We start from the raw sequence: 16908 nt of genomic DNA, 5'->3' as shown, positions 1-16908 counted from the left end.
CTGCCGCCAGCGTTCGTTCTGAGCCAGGATCAAACTCTCAAGTTGAAAAGCAGTTACCTGCTTATCCTTGACGTTCGAACCTCTGCACATCTTTGATTGCGCTACCGCCTATTCGGCTACTTGAGCACGTATAAGCGACACCCTCAGCCGGCTAGCCGAGAGTACAACCAAAAGTCATCTGTTTGTCTGTGCTTCAGGTCTCCTAAGAAACCGAAAGCCGTACAAACAGTGAAGCTGACACTCCATCATCGGCATTCCGAAAAATACCTAAGAGCGCGATATACAGACATCCAATCCGTCGAAACGAACCAAACCGCCCACATATCTCTTCAGTTATCCATCAATGTCAAAGAACAAAACACCCAGAGCCAAAAACCAGACCGTAACGCCAATCCCTTAGCGAAACCGCCTAAACCTCAACCTCAGATGCCCACCGTCTCTCCGGTGCGTCTCAACCGTCTTTCCAGTCCGTCAGGCCAACCTCAGTTGCGCCGGTGAAGGGGTATTTACGGATTAGGCTTCCGACCTGCAACCCCCATTTTGAAAAAACTTCACATTTCTCACTACTCTCTCATTTAAATGTTGTAAATCAATAGTTTAAACAGATATTTCGCGATTCCCATCGGCCATTTCAGGTGCAGGCTCATCAGAAGAAGAGGGTGAAATCTGCACTTTGGCTGGAATCGTCGACCCCGTCAGCAAACGACGACATCGATATCCGTCTTGAGTCACTCGATCGACGCGGGCGTACCGTTTCGCTGAATGTCGAAGAACACTTGGAAACTGACTTCAGGTCACAATTGTTTTTTTACTCAATTGACGCAGTCTCAGGTGAGCCTGGCTCGGATGGCGAACAGCGGACCGGCACAATAATGGTTCTGATAGTAGGGAAGCCAGCATGGAGTTCGACTATATCATCGTGGGCGGCGGTTCGGCAGGATCCGTTCTTGCAAACCGCCTCACCGAGAACCCGGCTTCACGCGTTTGCCTGCTCGAAGCAGGTGGGAACGGAAACGGCCTGACTGTCAGGGTGCCGGCAGCTGTCGTGGCAGCCCTTCCGGGAAGACCCAAAATAAACAACTGGGCTTTTGAAACCATACCGCAACGCGGGTTGAACGGACGCCGGGGGTATCAACCCCGCGGCAAAGCACTGGGTGGTTCGAGCGCGATCAACGCGATGCTTTATGTCCGGGGTCAGCGGCAGGATTACGATGGGTGGGCCGATCAGGGCTGCGACGGTTGGGATTGGGACAGCGTATTGCCGTATTTCAAACGGTCCGAGAACAATGAGCTTGGCGCAGACAGCTGGCATGGTGACAAGGGCCCGTTACAGGTGTCACAGCAAAAAGAACCTCGCCCGATCACCCGCGCGTTCATTGAAGCCGCGCAGCAACTCCAACACCGTCATACTGAAGATTTCAACCGAGGCGATAACGAAGGTGTCGGGCTGTATCAGGTAACGCAGTTTCATGATCCGGCAAAGAATGGAGAGCGGTGCTCAGCGGCTGCGGGCTACCTGTTCCCGATTGCCAACCGTCCGAACCTGACGATCATTACACATGCCCATGCGAAAAGGCTGGTATTTCAGGGTAAGCGCGCAACTGGCGTTGTTTTCAGGGTCAAAGGCAAAGAGGCAGACACCACCGTTACCGCCACTCGCGAAGTTCTGCTGTGCGCGGGAGCATTAAAAACACCGCAGCTGCTGCAAATCTCTGGGATTGGAGCAAGCGCTGATCTTGAACCGCACGGGATCGCTGTTCTCAACGAACTACCGGGTGTAGGGCGGAACCTGCAGGACCACCTCGACTTTACGCTGACCTACCGGACCAAAGACACGAACAACTTTGGGATCGGCGCAACAGCGGCAGTGCGACTGCTGAAGCACATCCATCAGTGGCGCAAGACCGGTGTGTCAATGGCGGCCACTCCGTTTGCCGAAGGCGCGGCGTTTCTGAAAACTTCACCCGAGCTGGAGCGCCCGGATATCCAGCTGCATTTCACCATCGCAATGGTCGATGATCACGCCCGCAAACTGCATTACGGTTACGGGTACAGCTGTCATATCTGCAAGCTTCGCCCGGAAAGCCGGGGAACCGTTGGCCTGAGCAGCGCCGACCCAATGGCAATGCCTCTCATCGACCCGGGATTTCTTGCAGATGCACGCGATCTGGACACCATGATCAAAGGCGCGCGAATGACGCGAGACATCCTGCAAGCGCCGGCTTTGGCCAAATATCGGCACAAAGAAATGTTCGGAACGGATATGGCGAAATCCGACGCCGATTGGGAGGGGCATATCCGCGCTCGCGCCGATACGATCTATCACCCGGTCGGCACCTGCAAGATGGGTACCGACGATTTGGCTGTTGTGGATCCCGAACTTCGGGTGCGGGGGATTGAGGGGCTGCGTGTAGTTGATGCGTCGGTGATGCCAACGCTGGTGTCGGGAAACACAAACGCGCCAACAATAATGATCGCGGAAAAAGCCTCGGACATGATTAAGGCAGCCGCGCAGTAAAGAACCTACCGGTCCTTCATAAGCGCCTCCAACCCCACCCGGTAGTTCGGGTAGATCAATTCGACACCCAACTCATCCTTGATCCGGTCGTTTCGGACGCGTTTGTTCTCGTTATAAAAACTGCGCGCCATCGGTGTCAGATCGGCCTCGTCAAATGAAACCGCCGGGGGCAGAGGAAGCCCCTGCAACTCGGCGGCATACCCGATGACATCCTGTGGCGGGACAGGCTCATCGTCGCAGACATTGTAAACACTGCCCGGATTCGGCCTTGTCATCGAGGCTTGCAGAACCTGCGCAATGTCATCCACGTGGATACGCGAAAACACTTGCCCCGGCTTGATGATACGCCGCAGCCCACCGCGTGTGAGCTTAGAGAACGGCCCACGGCCCGGGCCGTAAATCCCTGCCAGACGGAAGATGTGAACAGGCAGGCCCGGCACAGCCGCCCATTGCTCTTCAGCCAGCATGCGCCACTTTCCACGCTTGGCGGTCGGTGTTGGCGGGGTGTCTTCGTCAACCCAGGCGCCCTGGTGATCGCCATAAACAGCCGTTGTCGATAAATAACCCACCCAAGTGAACTGACTTGCTCGTTTTCGGATCTCGTCGCCCAGCGCCGCCAGTACCGGATCGCCCGCCTCGCCCGGTGCCGTTGAGATCAGCAAATGCGTCACCCGATCCAGATTTGGAACCTCACCGGGCCAGATCAGCGGGTCCGCGCCAGAGGCACGTATCGCATCTGTGCCTTCGCCATCTCGTGTGGTGCCAAAAATCTGCCAGCCTTTCGGGGCAAGAATTCGGGAAAGGGCCTGCGCAGAATAGCCGTGGCCAAATGAGAAGAGTGTCTTGGTCATGCACCGTTGATGGGCTTCAGCGCATCGGGATGCAAGCGCCGCATGGACGCACTTGAATCGAATCTTCTGATGCGCCTTTCTGTGGATATGAGCAAAAAGAAACCAGACCTGCATTCTGCCTACGCGCTGAGCTCTCCGGACGATAACAAACGCCTTTATGCGGAATGGGCCGGGGACTATGACGACAGCTTTGCCGCGCGTGAGGATTATCAGCTTCATACCCATACCGCGCGGGCGTTTGTGGGCGCGGGCGGTCAGGGGCCGGTTCTGGATGTCGGAGCGGGAACGGGCCTGTGCGGCGCGGTGTTGTCTGGGCTTGGTGTTGGCCCGATTGATGCCACGGATATCAGTTCAGAGATGCTGGAACAGGCTATGCGCAAGGATATCTACCGGGACGCGATCGAGGCTGACCTGACCCATGGCATCCCGGTTCCGCCAGACAGCTATTCTGGCATCGTGTCATCTGGCACGTTCACACATGGCCACCTGGGTCCCGAAGTGTTGCCTGCGCTGCTTCGCGTCGCACGATCAGGCGCTACGTTCGCCCTGTCAATAAACGCCCGCCATTTCGAAAAGATGGGCTTCAAGGGCAAGCTGCACGAACTGGAACAGGACCAGATCCGCAACCTGACCCTGCCCGAGGTTCGCATCTATGGCGATCTTGCCGCAGGACCCAATAAGGATGACACGGCCTTCATTGCATTGTTCGAGCGGGTTTAGTCCCCGGACAGAACCAGCCGCGTCAAGTGTACATCTGCTTTTTGTAGGCCCTCGTGCGTGTCGTCGCCTCGGCTGAGCCATCGTGATAGGTGCCAAACCACTTGTCGAACGGAATTTCGGATGTGCCGTAGTTGCACTCGAAATACCTGTGGTGGAGCTGATGAAAAAAGTCGCCCGCCCGCGCGGCTTCGGTCTCACCGGCCTTTAGCTTCTCGAACCCAGAATGGGACAGTATCGGGCTGACCTGCTGGAACGAGCTGTGAAACAACACATGCAGCGGATGGGAAGGCACGATCAGGTGGATGAAATACGTCGTGAAATACAGCATGTTTTCATACCAGTGATTCGAAATCCCTGACCATGGCCCGGTATTGACATTGCGGTGATGGACCGCGTGCACAAGTTTATAAAGCCTGGGATGATGTTCCAGCCGGTGCACCCAGTAAAAATGCAGACCGGACCACATGGGAATAAACAACATCCAAACCACGAACCAGACCGGCGCGCTGGCCCAGGTAATCGTCGGAACCCAGCCATTTGCCATCGCCCAGAAGATGACCCACTGGTAAATGGTCGCCACCGTCATGGCGCTGCCCAGCGTCCACCAGATGTTATCCCAGACCTGATTGCGGAATGTGAATGTTCCGTTGTCCCGTGTCAGGTCCCTGCGATCAAACTTTTTGTACATCCCCTGCCCTTTGCGCATGTACAGCCACCAGTGCAGGCTTCCTGCCACCAGAGTTTGCGGCACCATGTTCAGCAACCAGATCCGAAACATCCATCCGGGCGCAAAGCTTTTCATCGTCTCTAACGCAGGAAAAAAGAACGCATAGGCGATGACGGCCAAGGTCATGCACAGGGTCAGGGCGGTGATTTGCAACCACGCTCCGCTGTACCATTTCAGCACGGCCGCCGGACGTGGTGGCCAACTGAACAGCGGGTTGAGACCCACTGGCCCGTCGGGGTGGTAATGCCAGCGGGCAGCTTCAGGGTCCTGCGTGGAATCTCGCATGTCGGTCACTCTGTCTTGCATTCAGGTTGCGTAATCCGAGCCTTCTGCATCGAGTATTGCCTTGATCTCTCGCAGATGCGCTTCGGCTTGACCGGGGTAGTCGTCCAGTTCCTGTGCTGTTTTCTCGGCAATTTCATCCGACAGCACCCGCAGGGGCAGGCCTGTTTGCAGTGCCCGGATGTATGTTTCGGCAGCGCGCTCGAAATAGTAGAGCCTGTTAAAGGTATCTGCAGGGTCGCTGCCGGTGATCAGAACCCCGTGGTTGCCCATGATCATGACTTTCTTCTTCGGATCAGCCAACATCCCGGCGCACCGCTCGCCTTCGCTTTCAAAAGCCAATCCGCCAAATTCTTCGTCAACAACGTAGCGGTTGTAGAAGGTCGCGGTGTTCTGGTCGATTGGCGGAAGTGTACTGTCGGCCAGTGACGCCAGAACAGTTGCGAAAATCGAATGCACATGCATGACGCAACGCGCGTGCGGGCAGTGGCGATGGATCGAGCCGTGCAGGCCCCAGGCCGTGGGATCAGGTGCGCCGGGCTGGGACATCACATCCGGATCGTTGGCGTTCAACAGCAACAGATCAGACGCGCGAATACGCGAGAAATGCGCCTGATTGGGGTTCATCAGGAACTGCGTCCCGTCTGCGTTCACAGCAAGACTGAAGTGGTTGGCAACGGCTTCGTGCATGTTCAGCCGGGCCGTCCAGCGAAAGGTTGCGGCCATGTCCACACGTTCTGACCAATGATCGATGTTGGGACGAAGGTTGGTGAGACTCATGTGACGCGTCCTTTGGTATCTGCGAATGACCAAAGCCTGCATTTGGTCCGGCAATTTGACCAACGAAAAAAACGCAACTATTCCATTAGCTAAACTTATGCCGGAGTTATGTCGATGCAAAACAGGCTTCCCCCGCTTGGCTGGCTGCGCACATTCGAAGCCGCAGCCCGCCATCTGTCATTCACCGGTGCGGCGCGGGATCTGAACATGACGCAAAGTGCGGTCAGTCAGCAGATCAAATCGCTGGAAGGCCATCTGGGTCAGCCACTGTTCCTGCGACGCCCGAAGGCGCTTGAGCTGACAGAGGCCGGAATCACCTATTTGCCGGTGGTGCGCGAGGCGTTTCGGACACTGATACGGGGCACTCAGGCGGTAACTGGCGCGCAACAGAATGCGGTCCAGGTGCAGTGCAACATCAGTTTCGCCGTGAACTGGCTGGCCCCGCGTCTGCCATTATTTCAGGCTGAACACCCGGATGTTCAGCTGAACATCTTCACCGAGTTGTGGGAACCGCGCGAGATGGCTGAAGGCGCAGCAGTCGAGATCCGGTTTTCCCTTCGACCCTCAGATACAACCCGGACAGAGGTGCTGCGCTCTGAATATTACTATCCCGTCTGCGCGCCGGGATATCAGGTGTGCCTGCAAGACCTTCAGGAAAAACCTCTGTTCGACTGTTCCAACCTGTTGACCAACTGGGCGACGTGGGCTGAAGATCAGGCTCTGAATTGGCAGAATCCGCCTATTACCTACGCGACAACCTATCTGGTTTGTTTGTCAGCTGCGATGGCCGGAGGTGGCCTGTGCCTGGCCCATGACACCATCGCAGGTCATTTGATCGATCAGGGACGACTAGTCGCACCATTTGAGCATCGCGCCCCGATGCCCGAGGCGTATTATCTGCTGCTCTCCCCTCAGGCCGAGGACACGCCCGGAGCGGTTACCTTTGCGAACTGGATACGACGAGAATTCGGGTCCGAAACGTAAACCCGGACGGGTTCCTGCGCGCTGTCGGCACCTATGTCAGCTTTCGATGACTGAGTCGGGCAGATTTGCAGAATTGTGATCCGTCGGCAGTAGTAAAGAACCGGGGTTGCGCCCGCGCGCGCATTCGTGAAAGTTGAGCCATGGAAAACACACCCTTCCCAACTTGGCCCGATGTCGCCCCCCGATTGATCGCAGTTGCTGCCGGACGTGAGGCAGCAGATATGGTAATAAAGGGTGGGACTTGGGTAAATGTGCACAGCCGCGAACTGCTGCCGAACCATTCAGTTGCAATCGCTGCAGGCCGTATTGCATTTGTCGGTCCCGACGCCTCGCATTGTACCGGACCAGAGACACAGGTTATCGACGCGCAAGGCCGCTTTATCCTGCCCGGCTTATGCGACGCGCATATGCACATCGAATCGGGGATGCTGACCCCTGCCGAGTTTGCCCGCGCAGTTATCCCCCATGGCACAACCAGTATGTTCACCGACCCGCACGAGATCGCCAATGTGTTGGGGCTGGACGGTGTGCGCATGATGCATGACGAAGCAATGATGCAGCCGGTCAACATCTTCACTCAGATGCCGTCCTGCGCGCCCTCTGCACCGGGGTTAGAGACGACAGGCTATGAAATCACCCCCGAAGACGTGGCCGAGGCGATGAATTGGCCCGGGATCATCGGCTTGGGGGAAATGATGAACTTCCCCGGCGTGATTCACGGAGATCCCAAAATGCTGGCCGAGATTGCGGCCACGCAGCGGGCAGGCAAGGTCGTCGGCGGACATTACGCATCCCCTGATTTAGGGCCTGATTTCGCGGCTTATGTGGCTGGTGGACCTGCCGATGACCACGAAGGCACCTGCGAAGCGGATGCCATCGCACGGGTCCGTCAGGGAATGCGGTCGATGATGCGGTTGGGTTCGGCCTGGTATGACATTGAAAGCCAGATTACCGCGGTCACCGAAAAAGGTCTGGATGCGCGCAATTTCATCCTGTGCACGGATGACTGCCACTCTGCCACACTAGTCAATGATGGGCATATGAACCGCGTCGTGCGCCACGCGATTGCCTGCGGCTGTGACCCGCTTGTGGCCGTGCAGATGGCGACGATCAACACCGCCACGCATTTCGGTCTGGAACGCGAGATCGGATCGGTCACGCCGGGACGACGGGCAGACATCATCCTCAGCTCTGACCTGACCGAATTGCCGGTCGAACTGGTCATAGCGCGCGGAAAGGTTGTTGCGGAAAACGGGGTGATCAAGGTTGATTGCCCCCACCTGAACTGGCCCGACAAGGCACGTCGCACCGTTCATCTGAAGCAGGAACTGGCCGCGTCCGATTTTGAGATCGCGGCGCCGAAGGGTGCAAACAAGGTAAGGGCCAACGTCATTGGCGTGGTAGAAAACCAGGCCCCCACTAAAGCCCTGAAAGCCGAATTGCCGATAATCGGCGGGCTTGTTGAAGGTGAGGGTGACGTATGCCAGATATCACTGGTCGAACGACACCGGGCGACAGGGGGCGTCACCAACGCCTTTGTCTCGGGGTTTGGATATCAGGGAAAAATGGCCATGGCCTCGACCGTGGCGCATGACAGTCACCACATGATCGTCGTCGGCACCGACCGTGAACAGATGGCGCTGGCCGCGAATCGACTGGCCGAAGTGGGTGGCGGCATCACGATCTTTAGGGACGGCCAGGAACTGGCGATGGTCGAACTTCCCATTGCCGGTCTGATGTCCGACAGCCCGGCCGCTGAAGTTGCGGCCAAGGCGGACAGGATGGTTCAGGCTATGCAGGAATGTGGCTGCAATCTGAACAACGCGTATATGCAACATTCGCTGCTGGCGTTGGTCGTCATACCGGAACTCAGGATCTCTGATCTCGGGCTGGTTGACGTGCGCACATTCAAAAAAATTGATCTTCTGGAACCCTTGGCATGACGACACTCCTGACACCTGAAGCCCTTTCGCCAGAACAGTTCACCGATCCCGCAGCCGCAGTTGCGCGACTGGAGGAGCTTTACACTCAAGCAACAGAATTTCTTTGCGACAGCTTCTCGAAGGTACTGCAAAATGGAGCACCAACCGCCAGATACAGGGCCTATTACCCCGAGATTCGCATAAAGACGTCGACCTATGCTCAAGTCGACAGCCGCCTGAGTTTTGGGCATGTGGCGGAACCCGGTGTTCACGCTACAACCGTAACGCGCCCGGATTTATTCCGGTCCTACCTGACCCAGCAGATTGCCCTGTTGATCAAGAATCACGACCAACCGGTGACGATTGCAGCGTCGGACACACCTATTCCGGTGCATTTTGCCGTGGCGAATACGTCAGGTCTGGTTGTGCCGCATCAGGGGGCGGCTGCTTTCACCCTGCGCGATGTGTTTGACGTGCCGGATCTGACCACCACGAATGACGACATCGTTAACGGCGTGCACGATCATGAAGACGCCGTCGGACCCTTGTCATTGTTTACTGCCCAGCGCGTCGATTATTCACTTGCGCGACTGGCACATTACACAGCGACAGATGCCCGGCATTTTCAGAACCACGTTCTGTTCACGAACTATCAGTTCTATGTTTCGGAATTCGAGAACTACGCCCGTGAGCAGTTGGCTGATCCCAGCAGCGGGTATACCAGCTTTGTCTCGACCGGGAATGTTGAGATCACGGAGCCGGACGCAGAAATCGAGCAACCGCTGAAACTGCCGCAAATGCCAACCTATCATCTGAAGCGTGAAGATGGTTCGGGTCTTACTTTGGTGAACATCGGTGTTGGCCCCTCGAATGCGAAAACTGCGACCGACCATATCGCGGTTCTGCGCCCCCACGCGTGGTTGATGGTTGGCCATTGCGCCGGATTGCGCAACACGCAGGCATTGGGTGATTTCGTTCTGGCCCATGCATATCTACGTGATGACAAGGTTCTGGATGATGACCTGCCGGTCTGGGTGCCCATCCCGCCCCTGGCCGAGGTTCAGGTCGCGCTGGAACGCGCCGTGGCCGAAGTGACCGAGCTGGAAGGGTATGAACTGAAGCGGATCATGCGGACGGGAACAGTTGCATCGGTCGACAATCGCAACTGGGAACTGCGCGATCAATCCGGACCGGTTCAGCGCCTCAGCCAGTCGCGGGCCATCGCGCTGGATATGGAAAGCGCCACCATCGCCGCGAACGGCTATCGCTTTCGCGTTCCTTACGGCACTTTGCTGTGCGTGTCGGACAAGCCCCTGCACGGCGAACTGAAACTACCGGGCATGGCGTCTACCTTTTATACCACTCAGGTCGGGCGTCATTTGATGATCGGGATACGCGCTATGGAGCACCTGCGCGGCATGCCGTTGGAGCGTCTGCACAGCCGGAAATTGCGTTCCTTCGACGAAACTGCCTTCCTCTGACGCAAAAAAGCAACGTTTTCCCCATATTTTTAGGGGTTTCTGCGCTACTATTCGTTGTGTTTGGCCACAATATCCCGTTACAGTTACGCGGTGAGGCCCTATAGATCGGGCACGTTAAGGAGACCAAGAAATGGCAAAACCTATGACAAAGACTCAGCTGGTTGCTGCTCTCGCTGAGGAAATGGGAACCGATAAGAAATCCGCGAACTCTGCGCTTGAGGCCATAACCGGCCTGATCACACGCGAAGTTTCCGCAGGTGGTGCAGTGACCCTGCCTGGCGTCGGCAAAATCTACTGCCGCGAGCGCCCCGAGCGTCAGGTCCGCAACCCGGCAACCGGTGAAACCTTCACCAAAGAAGCCGACAAGGTTGTGAAAATGACCATCGCGAAAGCACTGAAAGACAGCGTGAACGGCTGATCTCAAGCGCTTGGAACCATGAAAAGGGGTGGCGGTTACGCGGCCCCTTTTTTGTGCCTGAGCTTCACATTTTAAAGCCTGCGCACATGTGTCCTAAGGCATCAGAGTTCTTATTCAGACTGTAAATATGGGCTACAATCCAACACCGGTTGTCCTTGGCACGTTTTTTACGGACAACCCTTTGATTTCCTGCTTGGCCCGCTAAATCCCAGTTCTATGGAACAGGATATAACCTTCACGCGACTGCCCCTCGTCTCAGCACCTGAGATACTGGCGCATATGAGAAATCCAATTCTTGCCGAACACATGCCTCTCCTGACGCAGGATTGGGATGAGGAAACAGTCGCCGGTTTCATTCACGCGAAAGAGTCGTGTTGGGCGCGGGACGGCCTAGGTCATTGGGCAATTCTGCACCGCGGACATTATGTGGGATGGGGCGGATTTCAAAAAGAAGGTGAAGAGTGGGATTTCGGGTTGGTCTTGAAGCCCGGTGCATTTGGACTGGGTGCAAAGATAGCACGTCAGGCCATCGCATTCGCAAAGCAGGACAATCGTATTCCGTTCGTGACATTCTTGCTGCCGCCTTCACGCACGAAACTGCGCGCAATGACCAAACTCGGCGCTTATTTTGTTGGGCAAGTAGACTACGCTGGCCACAGTTTCCTCAAATATCGTCTCGACACGAACTGAAGTGAACGACAAGGAATGAGGGCCGGATCGGGCAGTGCCCAAAAACGGCTGCGGGCCCCAATGTCGAGGCCCGCTTTTGGTTTGGTAGGTTCGAAACAATCAGTGAATCGTCTCAACCTTGTGGAAGTCCAGATCGCGATCTTCCGGCATGGCATCGATACTCATCACCTCTTTGCGCTTGGTGACCAGGATATAGACCACGCAAGCCAGGTAAAGACCGACTACGACGGCTCCGATCCACTGGATTTGCAACCACTGACTCTGGAACAGCAGCGTTAGCACAAACAGCAGCGCGACGTTGCCAGCGACATAGGTCGCCTTGCCAAACCGCTCGGCGGTCATGTTCAGGTTGTCTGTATAGAGCCTAATCAGCGAGTCCAGCGAGTTGATCACAAAGGTCACGCCCACGATTACCATCGCGATATTGGTGATGCCTGCGGTGCTGATGCCGTTCAGGTGATAGTAGTAGAGAACGGTGAACCAGATCCCCAGCGGGATCGACGGGAAGATCAACAACGCCGCCAGCAGCTGCCAGGTTTTCAAACCGCCCACAAAGCGCGAAGTAAACTGGCCAATCATGATTGACCACGCAAACCACCAGAACAAGTAGAAGGCATGATAATCGGTCAGCGGCAGGACAAATTTGTGCACATTGGTGAAATAGGCACCAATGTTACTGCCGGTTTCGATAAACCCGGTCATTCCCATGCCAGCGGCCGCCCACATACCCAGAATCAGTGCAAGGAACAGAAAGGTCGAACCGACCGACAGGATGCGCACATATTTCAAATCGGTCGACGAGTATGCTGCCGCCAGAATGACCACAAACACGATGACGTAGAAGGTGGTAACGACAGATTCGCCATCTCCGACCTCTGGCAGGTAGCCAGGCAGGTAGATCAGGAACAGGCTGGCGGTAAAGGCGCAGGTACCGATGATGACGACGTTGTTGATCAGCTTGACCAGCGGAATCTCAAAGAAGTTCACGCGCGGTTCGATCACGCAGAAATAGAAGGCTGTCAGGAAGTAAAACGCCCAGATCAGAAACCCCCAGAATCCAAATTCGATCGCCAGCGGGTTGGCAAAGGCATAGGCCGGATCTTCGGCATAGCCACCAAATTCCGTCAGCGGGAACATGATCAGGCCAACATCCAGACCGGACGTAAACAGGATCGCGATGAATGTGAAAAGGTGAACAGGTGTCACGCCAACGCAGCGCAGGTTCCACCATTTCACGACGAAGAACGCGACCAAGCCCAATGCCAGCAGGACGCCAAAAGATAGAATGTACTCCAGAAGCACCGACAACCCTCCCTTGATATGTCAGATCCCGGAGCCGATAACTTTAATTGTTCAGTCAATCAATAAAAACATCCTCGTGACTTTCGTTGCATCACGGATGTGTCTTTTTTGACGCGCAGCGCTTGCGACCCATCGGAAAATCGGGGACAGTCCGCGCAAAGTGACAGGGGGTCTCCATGGATCTGCGCGCCATAGCCATGGGGCTTACTTTTGCCCTGATCTGGTCGTCTGCCTTTACCTCGGCGCGGATCATCGTGGCAGACGCCTCTCCCTTGTTTTCGCTGGCTCTGCGGTTTTTGATCTCAGGGAGTCTGGGGGTTCTGATTGCCCGGGCGATGGGGCAAAGCTGGCACCTGACCCGGAACCAATGGCGGGCGACAATTCTGTTCGGTATCTGCCAAAATGCCCTGTATTTGGGTCTGAATTTCTACGCGATGCAAACGGTCGAGGCTTCGGCTGCGGCGATTATCGCGTCCACAATGCCCTTGTTGGTGGCGCTGGCAGGGTGGCTGATTTTTGGCGAGAAACTGCGCCCTCTCGGGATTTTGGGATTGTTTGCCGGATTCACCGGCGTCGCCCTTATCATGAGCAGCCGGATCAGTTCTGGTGTCGACATGTTCGGCATCGCGTTGTGCGGCATCGGAGCTTTGGCGCTGACCTTTGCCACCCTCGCGGTCCGCGGTGCGACTTCGGGCGGTAATTTCATGATGGTCGTCGGTCTGCAGATGCTTGTAGGTTCAGCCATGTTGTTCATGGCTGCTCCGATCTTTGAGGCCATCTACATCCACCCGACGCTGCCATTGGCATTGGCGTTCACTTACACAACCCTGTTTCCTGGGTTGCTGGCCACGCTGATCTGGTTCCTTCTTCTGGATCGCATCGGCGCAATCCGCGCAGCCACGTTCCACTTCTTGAATCCGGTATTCGGTGTCACGATTGCAGCCATATTGTTGGGCGAGAAACTGGGCGCGATGGACGCAATTGGCGTTACAATCACGACATTGGGTATTCTTGCTGTACAGCTTTCACGCCAACCTGCCAGCAAAACGACTTCGGCCTAACACAAGGACCTAAGTGTATGCGTCTGACCAACCGCACGACTGTGAGAGCGCTTTGAAATATCGCTTTGCTTTCTGTACGGCAGCCCCCAGATAATGGCACAAACGTCAAATCAGCCGGAGGATCCATGACACGCTACACCAAAGACCCCACGGTTATTGCGGCGCTTTCGCCCGAAGAATTTCACGTCACCCAACGCAACGGCACCGAACGGCCGGGGACAGGCAAGTATTTGGGGAACAAGGAACCGGGTATCTACGTGGACATTGTGTCAGGCGAACCGCTGTTTGCTTCGACCCACAAATACGAATCCGGATGTGGCTGGCCCAGCTTTACCAAGCCGATCATCCATGAGCATGTGGAAGAGTTTCGCGACACGACACATGGTATGATCCGGACCGAGGTTCGCTCGAAACACGGCGACAGCCATCTGGGGCATGTCTTCCCCGACGGCCCGCGAGAACATGGCGGCCTGCGATATTGCATCAACTCGGCCTCGCTCAGGTTCATCCATCGGGATGAGATGGAGGCTGAAGGTTACGCCGAATTCCTGATCCACGTGGAGGAAATCCAATGACTGAACACCGTGCTGTACTGGCCGGAGGCTGCTTTTGGGGTATGCAGGACCTGATCCGCAAGCTGGCAGGCGTCTTGCGTACCCGGGTGGGCTACACCGGAGGCGATGTGCCCAACGCCACCTATCGCAACCACGGCACCCACGCCGAAGGGATCGAGATCTGGTTTGACCCATCGCAGATCAGTTACCGCGACCTGCTGGAATTCTTCTTCCAGATTCACGACCCGACCACGGTGAATCGACAAGGCAACGACCGAGGCATGAGCTATCGTTCCGCGATTTACCACGTCGATGAAGCCCAAAGAGCAACCGCCCTGGATACAATCGCAGACGTGAATGCCAGCGGCTTGTGGCCGGGAAAAGTCGTAACCGAAGTGGAACCCGTCGGCGATTTCTGGGAGGCCGAACCCGAGCATCAGGATTATCTTGAGCGTATCCCGAACGGATATACCTGCCACTTCCCGCGCCAGGACTGGGTTCTTCCCAAACGTGCCAGCGCCGCAGAATAATGCACCACCTGCCCGGCCCCTCTGAACGAGTCAGAGGGGCTAGCCCGACGCAACCCGCGGTCGCCCGCTAGCCTCGACCGTGATCATTGCTTCGACAAACACATCATTGGCCTCGACCCGCGCGGTTTTGATGTCGCGATCCACGATCACCCGGATATCTTCTGCACCGGCTTCGCGCACCGCGCCTTCAGCTTCCGACCTCAGAACATTTTCCAGCAAAGCCAGCGCATCTTCTGATGCGGAAAAATCCTTGGGCCCGCCCTCGAGATGTACACGATACCGCCCTTCGGCAGGACTTGTCACCGTGCCCGTTCGCCGTAAGGTCAACCGCCCCACGACAGCGCCAATCGCATTGGCTACGCCCGCATGTTCCGGCAGTATCATCCGGCAGTGAAGCCGTTCACCAACCGCCGGGTAATAGCTGGGGGCAGATGCCCCAAGTCCCACAACATCAACGTTCAGGGCTGCGGTCAGCGACAACAAACCGCGATGCTGCGCCAATCCGCGCTGTGTCAGGATATGCCGCGCCAGCTCCTGTGGCGAAAGCCCGAAACTGTCTGGTTCCTCATCAAAAGCAGCCTCTAACAAGGTCAAACTGGTCTGTTCTGTCAACTGGTCCACGATCATCTGCGCCAGCGCTTCGGCGGAATTTGCCAACATATCTCCGGACCCGACCCGTTTGCGCGCGACCAGTTCAAGTGCCTTACGGGCGGCGTCCGCATCCCAGGCATCCACCCGCCCCAGTACATGGCTGGCATCCGACGGCGTCACGCCCGAGATCTGAATGATCCCGCGGTCCACCAACCGGGTCAATGCGCCGCTCTCCATTCGGGACCGAAGCAAGGAACCGATCGGCAGAACCTGATCTCCCAACCGCTCCAACAGGGCTTCTTCTCGCACATCTATACCGTCGTCACGTATTCCCGGCACGCGACGGGCAAAGCGCGTATCGTGCTCACCCACCGTCGTGGCCCGCAATTGATCGTCCAGAACGGCATGGACGATCTCGGGCGCTTCCGAGGCGATCAGGGACACCGGAAGAACGCGGCGCGGCCCCAGAAACACACCGCCCTGCAATCCCTCGGTCACGACATGCACCTGACTGTCACCTCCAAGGCCATGGGTGCGCATCGCAACTGCCTCGACCATTGTGCGGAACCCGCCCACCTGTGCCCCGGCCGAGTCTATCGCGGGCTTACCGTCACGGATCAACGCCACGTCAGTTGTCGTGCCGCCAATATCCGACACCAACGCATTCTCTGCGCCGGTCAACCAGCGCGCGCCTACAATTGACGCGGCTGGTCCGCTCAGGATCGTTTCAATGGGGCGTTCACGCGCCTGTTCAGCACTCATCAACGCCCCATCACCGCGCACGACCATCATCGGGGCCATTATCCCCAACTCGCGCAGCTGGTCCTGCGCACGCCCGATCAAACGATCGATCATCCCGATCAGCCGCGCATTCAACACGGCCGTCACGGCGCGTTTCGGCCCATTCAGCTTTGCCGACAAGTGATGCGAACATGTTACCGGAGCCCCGGTTCTTTCCGTAACGATCCGTGCGGCTTCCAGTTCATGCGCGGGATTACGGGTGGCAAACTGAGCGGCTATGGCAAAGCCAGAAATCCCTTTATGAGAGTCTAAAAACTGCTCCAGCGCGGCAACGTCCAATGGCGCAGCTTCGCTGCCAGAATGAGAATGCCCACCAGACATAACCAGGGACGGGTCCCCTTTTAACGCGTCCTTCAAACCGTGCTTTTCAAGGTCGCTGTCTTTGAATCCGATATAGATCAACGCAACGCGCCCGCCCTGCCCTTCGACCAAGGCATTAGTCGCCAATGTTGTGGACAAAGACGCCATTGAAATCTGATCCGGCGCAACTTTCGCCTGCTCCAGAACGGCAGAAATCGCCTTGCCCACACCAATTGCCAAATCCGCGCGTGTGGTCAGGGACTTGGCCGAGGCTATGACCTCTTTTTCATCCCGGATCAGTACCGCATCGGTATAGGTTCCACCCGTATCCACCCCCAAAGCCAGCGCCATCGGGTTCTCCTTACTGTTCGCTGCAGATTGGTGTAGCGATTGGGG

General features: G+C 56.6%; 15 protein-coding genes. 10 read left to right on the top strand and 5 right to left on the bottom strand.

Annotation, left to right across the window (positions count from 1 at the left end; genetic code table 11):
- The first annotated feature begins 898 nt into the window (after positions 1 to 898).
- Entirely contained in the window at positions 899 to 2518 is a 1620-nt protein-coding gene (locus tag ACR0AD_RS09825; RefSeq protein ID WP_480487100.1) for a GMC family oxidoreductase, read from the top strand.
- A gap of 5 nt (positions 2519 to 2523) precedes the next feature.
- On the opposite strand, the gene ACR0AD_RS09820 is transcribed toward ACR0AD_RS09825, so the two are convergent.
- Positions 2524 to 3369 carry an SDR family oxidoreductase gene (locus ACR0AD_RS09820; RefSeq protein WP_480484604.1) on the bottom strand — a complete coding sequence of 282 codons (846 nt, stop codon included), beginning with the start codon at positions 3367 to 3369 and terminating at the stop codon, positions 2524 to 2526.
- A gap of 87 nt (positions 3370 to 3456) precedes the next feature.
- Here ACR0AD_RS09820 and ACR0AD_RS09815 point away from each other — a divergent pair, with 87 nt between their 5' ends.
- On the top strand, positions 3457 to 4089 hold the full coding sequence (locus ACR0AD_RS09815) for a class I SAM-dependent DNA methyltransferase (protein ID WP_480487107.1): 633 nt from the start codon (positions 3457 to 3459) through the stop codon (positions 4087 to 4089).
- A gap of 22 nt (positions 4090 to 4111) precedes the next feature.
- Here the strand turns inward: ACR0AD_RS09815 and ACR0AD_RS09810 are convergent, their stop codons facing one another.
- Together ACR0AD_RS09810 and ACR0AD_RS09805 are read right to left on the bottom strand one after the other, a co-directional pair.
- Positions 4112 to 5101 carry a sterol desaturase family protein gene (locus tag ACR0AD_RS09810; protein ID WP_480487098.1) on the bottom strand — a complete coding sequence of 330 codons (990 nt, stop codon included), beginning with the start codon at positions 5099 to 5101 and terminating at the stop codon, positions 4112 to 4114.
- A 21-nt stretch (positions 5102 to 5122) separates the two neighbouring features.
- Positions 5123 to 5878: a class II aldolase and adducin N-terminal domain-containing protein gene (locus tag ACR0AD_RS09805; protein ID WP_480487096.1), complete on the bottom strand. Its 756-nt coding sequence runs from the start codon at positions 5876 to 5878 to the stop codon at positions 5123 to 5125.
- A gap of 114 nt (positions 5879 to 5992) precedes the next feature.
- On the opposite strand from ACR0AD_RS09805, the gene ACR0AD_RS09800 reads away from it, so the two are divergent.
- The 5 genes from ACR0AD_RS09800 to ACR0AD_RS09780 all read left to right on the top strand — a co-directional run bounded on the left by ACR0AD_RS09800 (position 5993) and on the right by ACR0AD_RS09780 (position 11373).
- A complete protein-coding gene (locus ACR0AD_RS09800) occupies positions 5993 to 6862 on the top strand; it encodes a LysR family transcriptional regulator (protein ID WP_480487094.1) in 870 nt (289 codons plus the stop codon).
- A gap of 140 nt (positions 6863 to 7002) precedes the next feature.
- A complete protein-coding gene (gene ade / locus ACR0AD_RS09795) occupies positions 7003 to 8805 on the top strand; it encodes an adenine deaminase (protein WP_480487092.1) in 1803 nt (600 codons plus the stop codon).
- Positions 8802 to 10265: an AMP nucleosidase gene (locus ACR0AD_RS09790; RefSeq protein ID WP_480487090.1), complete on the top strand. Its 1464-nt coding sequence runs from the start codon at positions 8802 to 8804 to the stop codon at positions 10263 to 10265. Before ade ends, ACR0AD_RS09790 begins: the two co-directional genes overlap by 4 nt.
- 130 nt (positions 10266 to 10395) lie before the next feature.
- Complete coding sequence (locus tag ACR0AD_RS09785; protein WP_117871130.1) at positions 10396 to 10683, top strand: HU family DNA-binding protein; 288 nt, start codon at positions 10396 to 10398, stop codon at positions 10681 to 10683.
- A 216-nt stretch (positions 10684 to 10899) separates the two neighbouring features.
- Entirely contained in the window at positions 10900 to 11373 is a 474-nt protein-coding gene (locus ACR0AD_RS09780; RefSeq protein WP_480487088.1) for a GNAT family N-acetyltransferase, read from the top strand.
- A 99-nt stretch (positions 11374 to 11472) separates the two neighbouring features.
- Here ACR0AD_RS09780 and ACR0AD_RS09775 read toward each other — a convergent pair whose 3' ends face one another.
- Entirely contained in the window at positions 11473 to 12669 is a 1197-nt protein-coding gene (locus ACR0AD_RS09775) for a BCCT family transporter (protein WP_480484607.1), read from the bottom strand.
- A 182-nt stretch (positions 12670 to 12851) separates the two neighbouring features.
- Here ACR0AD_RS09775 and ACR0AD_RS09770 point away from each other — a divergent pair, with 182 nt between their 5' ends.
- The 3 genes from ACR0AD_RS09770 (at position 12852) to msrA (ending at position 14820) form a co-directional block, all read left to right on the top strand.
- The gene (locus ACR0AD_RS09770; protein WP_480487086.1) at positions 12852 to 13736 is read left to right on the top strand and encodes a DMT family transporter; all 885 of its coding nucleotides are present in this window, start codon (positions 12852 to 12854) and stop codon (positions 13734 to 13736) included.
- 125 nt (positions 13737 to 13861) lie between these two features.
- Entirely contained in the window at positions 13862 to 14311 is a 450-nt protein-coding gene (gene msrB / locus ACR0AD_RS09765; protein ID WP_267363147.1) for a peptide-methionine (R)-S-oxide reductase MsrB, read from the top strand.
- Positions 14308 to 14820 (top strand): peptide-methionine (S)-S-oxide reductase MsrA, encoded by a 513-nt coding sequence (gene msrA, locus ACR0AD_RS09760; RefSeq protein WP_480487085.1) that lies wholly within the window; start codon positions 14308 to 14310, stop codon positions 14818 to 14820. The genes msrB and msrA overlap by 4 nt, the downstream gene beginning before the upstream one ends.
- 39 nt (positions 14821 to 14859) lie before the next feature.
- Here the strand turns inward: msrA and ACR0AD_RS09755 are convergent, their stop codons facing one another.
- Positions 14860 to 16863: a hydantoinase/oxoprolinase family protein gene (locus tag ACR0AD_RS09755; RefSeq protein WP_480487084.1), complete on the bottom strand. Its 2004-nt coding sequence runs from the start codon at positions 16861 to 16863 to the stop codon at positions 14860 to 14862.
- Positions 16864 to 16908 lie beyond the last annotated feature (45 nt).

The sequence above is a fragment of the Ruegeria sp. BH8 genome, assembly GCF_056538065.1.
Note: the sequence above shows the minus strand (reverse complement) of the source record. Positions and strands in the feature narration are given on the sequence as shown.

Bases quoted from the DNA above. Each gene is read 5' to 3' on its own strand.
- ACR0AD_RS09825 (WP_480487100.1), top strand. From the start codon at position 899: ATGGAGTTCGACTATATCATCGTGGGCGGCGGTTCGGCAGGATCCGTT.
- ACR0AD_RS09820 (WP_480484604.1), bottom strand. From the start codon at position 3,369: ATGACCAAGACACTCTTCTCATTTGGCCACGGCTATTCTGCGCAGGCC.
- ACR0AD_RS09815 (WP_480487107.1), top strand. From the start codon at position 3,457: ATGAGCAAAAAGAAACCAGACCTGCATTCTGCCTACGCGCTGAGCTCT.
- ACR0AD_RS09810 (WP_480487098.1), bottom strand. From the start codon at position 5,101: ATGCGAGATTCCACGCAGGACCCTGAAGCTGCCCGCTGGCATTACCAC.
- ACR0AD_RS09805 (WP_480487096.1), bottom strand. From the start codon at position 5,878: ATGAGTCTCACCAACCTTCGTCCCAACATCGATCATTGGTCAGAACGT.
- ACR0AD_RS09800 (WP_480487094.1), top strand. From the start codon at position 5,993: ATGCAAAACAGGCTTCCCCCGCTTGGCTGGCTGCGCACATTCGAAGCC.
- ade (WP_480487092.1), top strand. From the start codon at position 7,003: ATGGAAAACACACCCTTCCCAACTTGGCCCGATGTCGCCCCCCGATTG.
- ACR0AD_RS09790 (WP_480487090.1), top strand. From the start codon at position 8,802: ATGACGACACTCCTGACACCTGAAGCCCTTTCGCCAGAACAGTTCACC.
- ACR0AD_RS09785 (WP_117871130.1), top strand. From the start codon at position 10,396: ATGGCAAAACCTATGACAAAGACTCAGCTGGTTGCTGCTCTCGCTGAG.
- ACR0AD_RS09780 (WP_480487088.1), top strand. From the start codon at position 10,900: ATGGAACAGGATATAACCTTCACGCGACTGCCCCTCGTCTCAGCACCT.
- ACR0AD_RS09770 (WP_480487086.1), top strand. From the start codon at position 12,852: ATGGATCTGCGCGCCATAGCCATGGGGCTTACTTTTGCCCTGATCTGG.
- msrB (WP_267363147.1), top strand. From the start codon at position 13,862: ATGACACGCTACACCAAAGACCCCACGGTTATTGCGGCGCTTTCGCCC.
- msrA (WP_480487085.1), top strand. From the start codon at position 14,308: ATGACTGAACACCGTGCTGTACTGGCCGGAGGCTGCTTTTGGGGTATG.
- ACR0AD_RS09755 (WP_480487084.1), bottom strand. From the start codon at position 16,863: ATGGCGCTGGCTTTGGGGGTGGATACGGGTGGAACCTATACCGATGCG.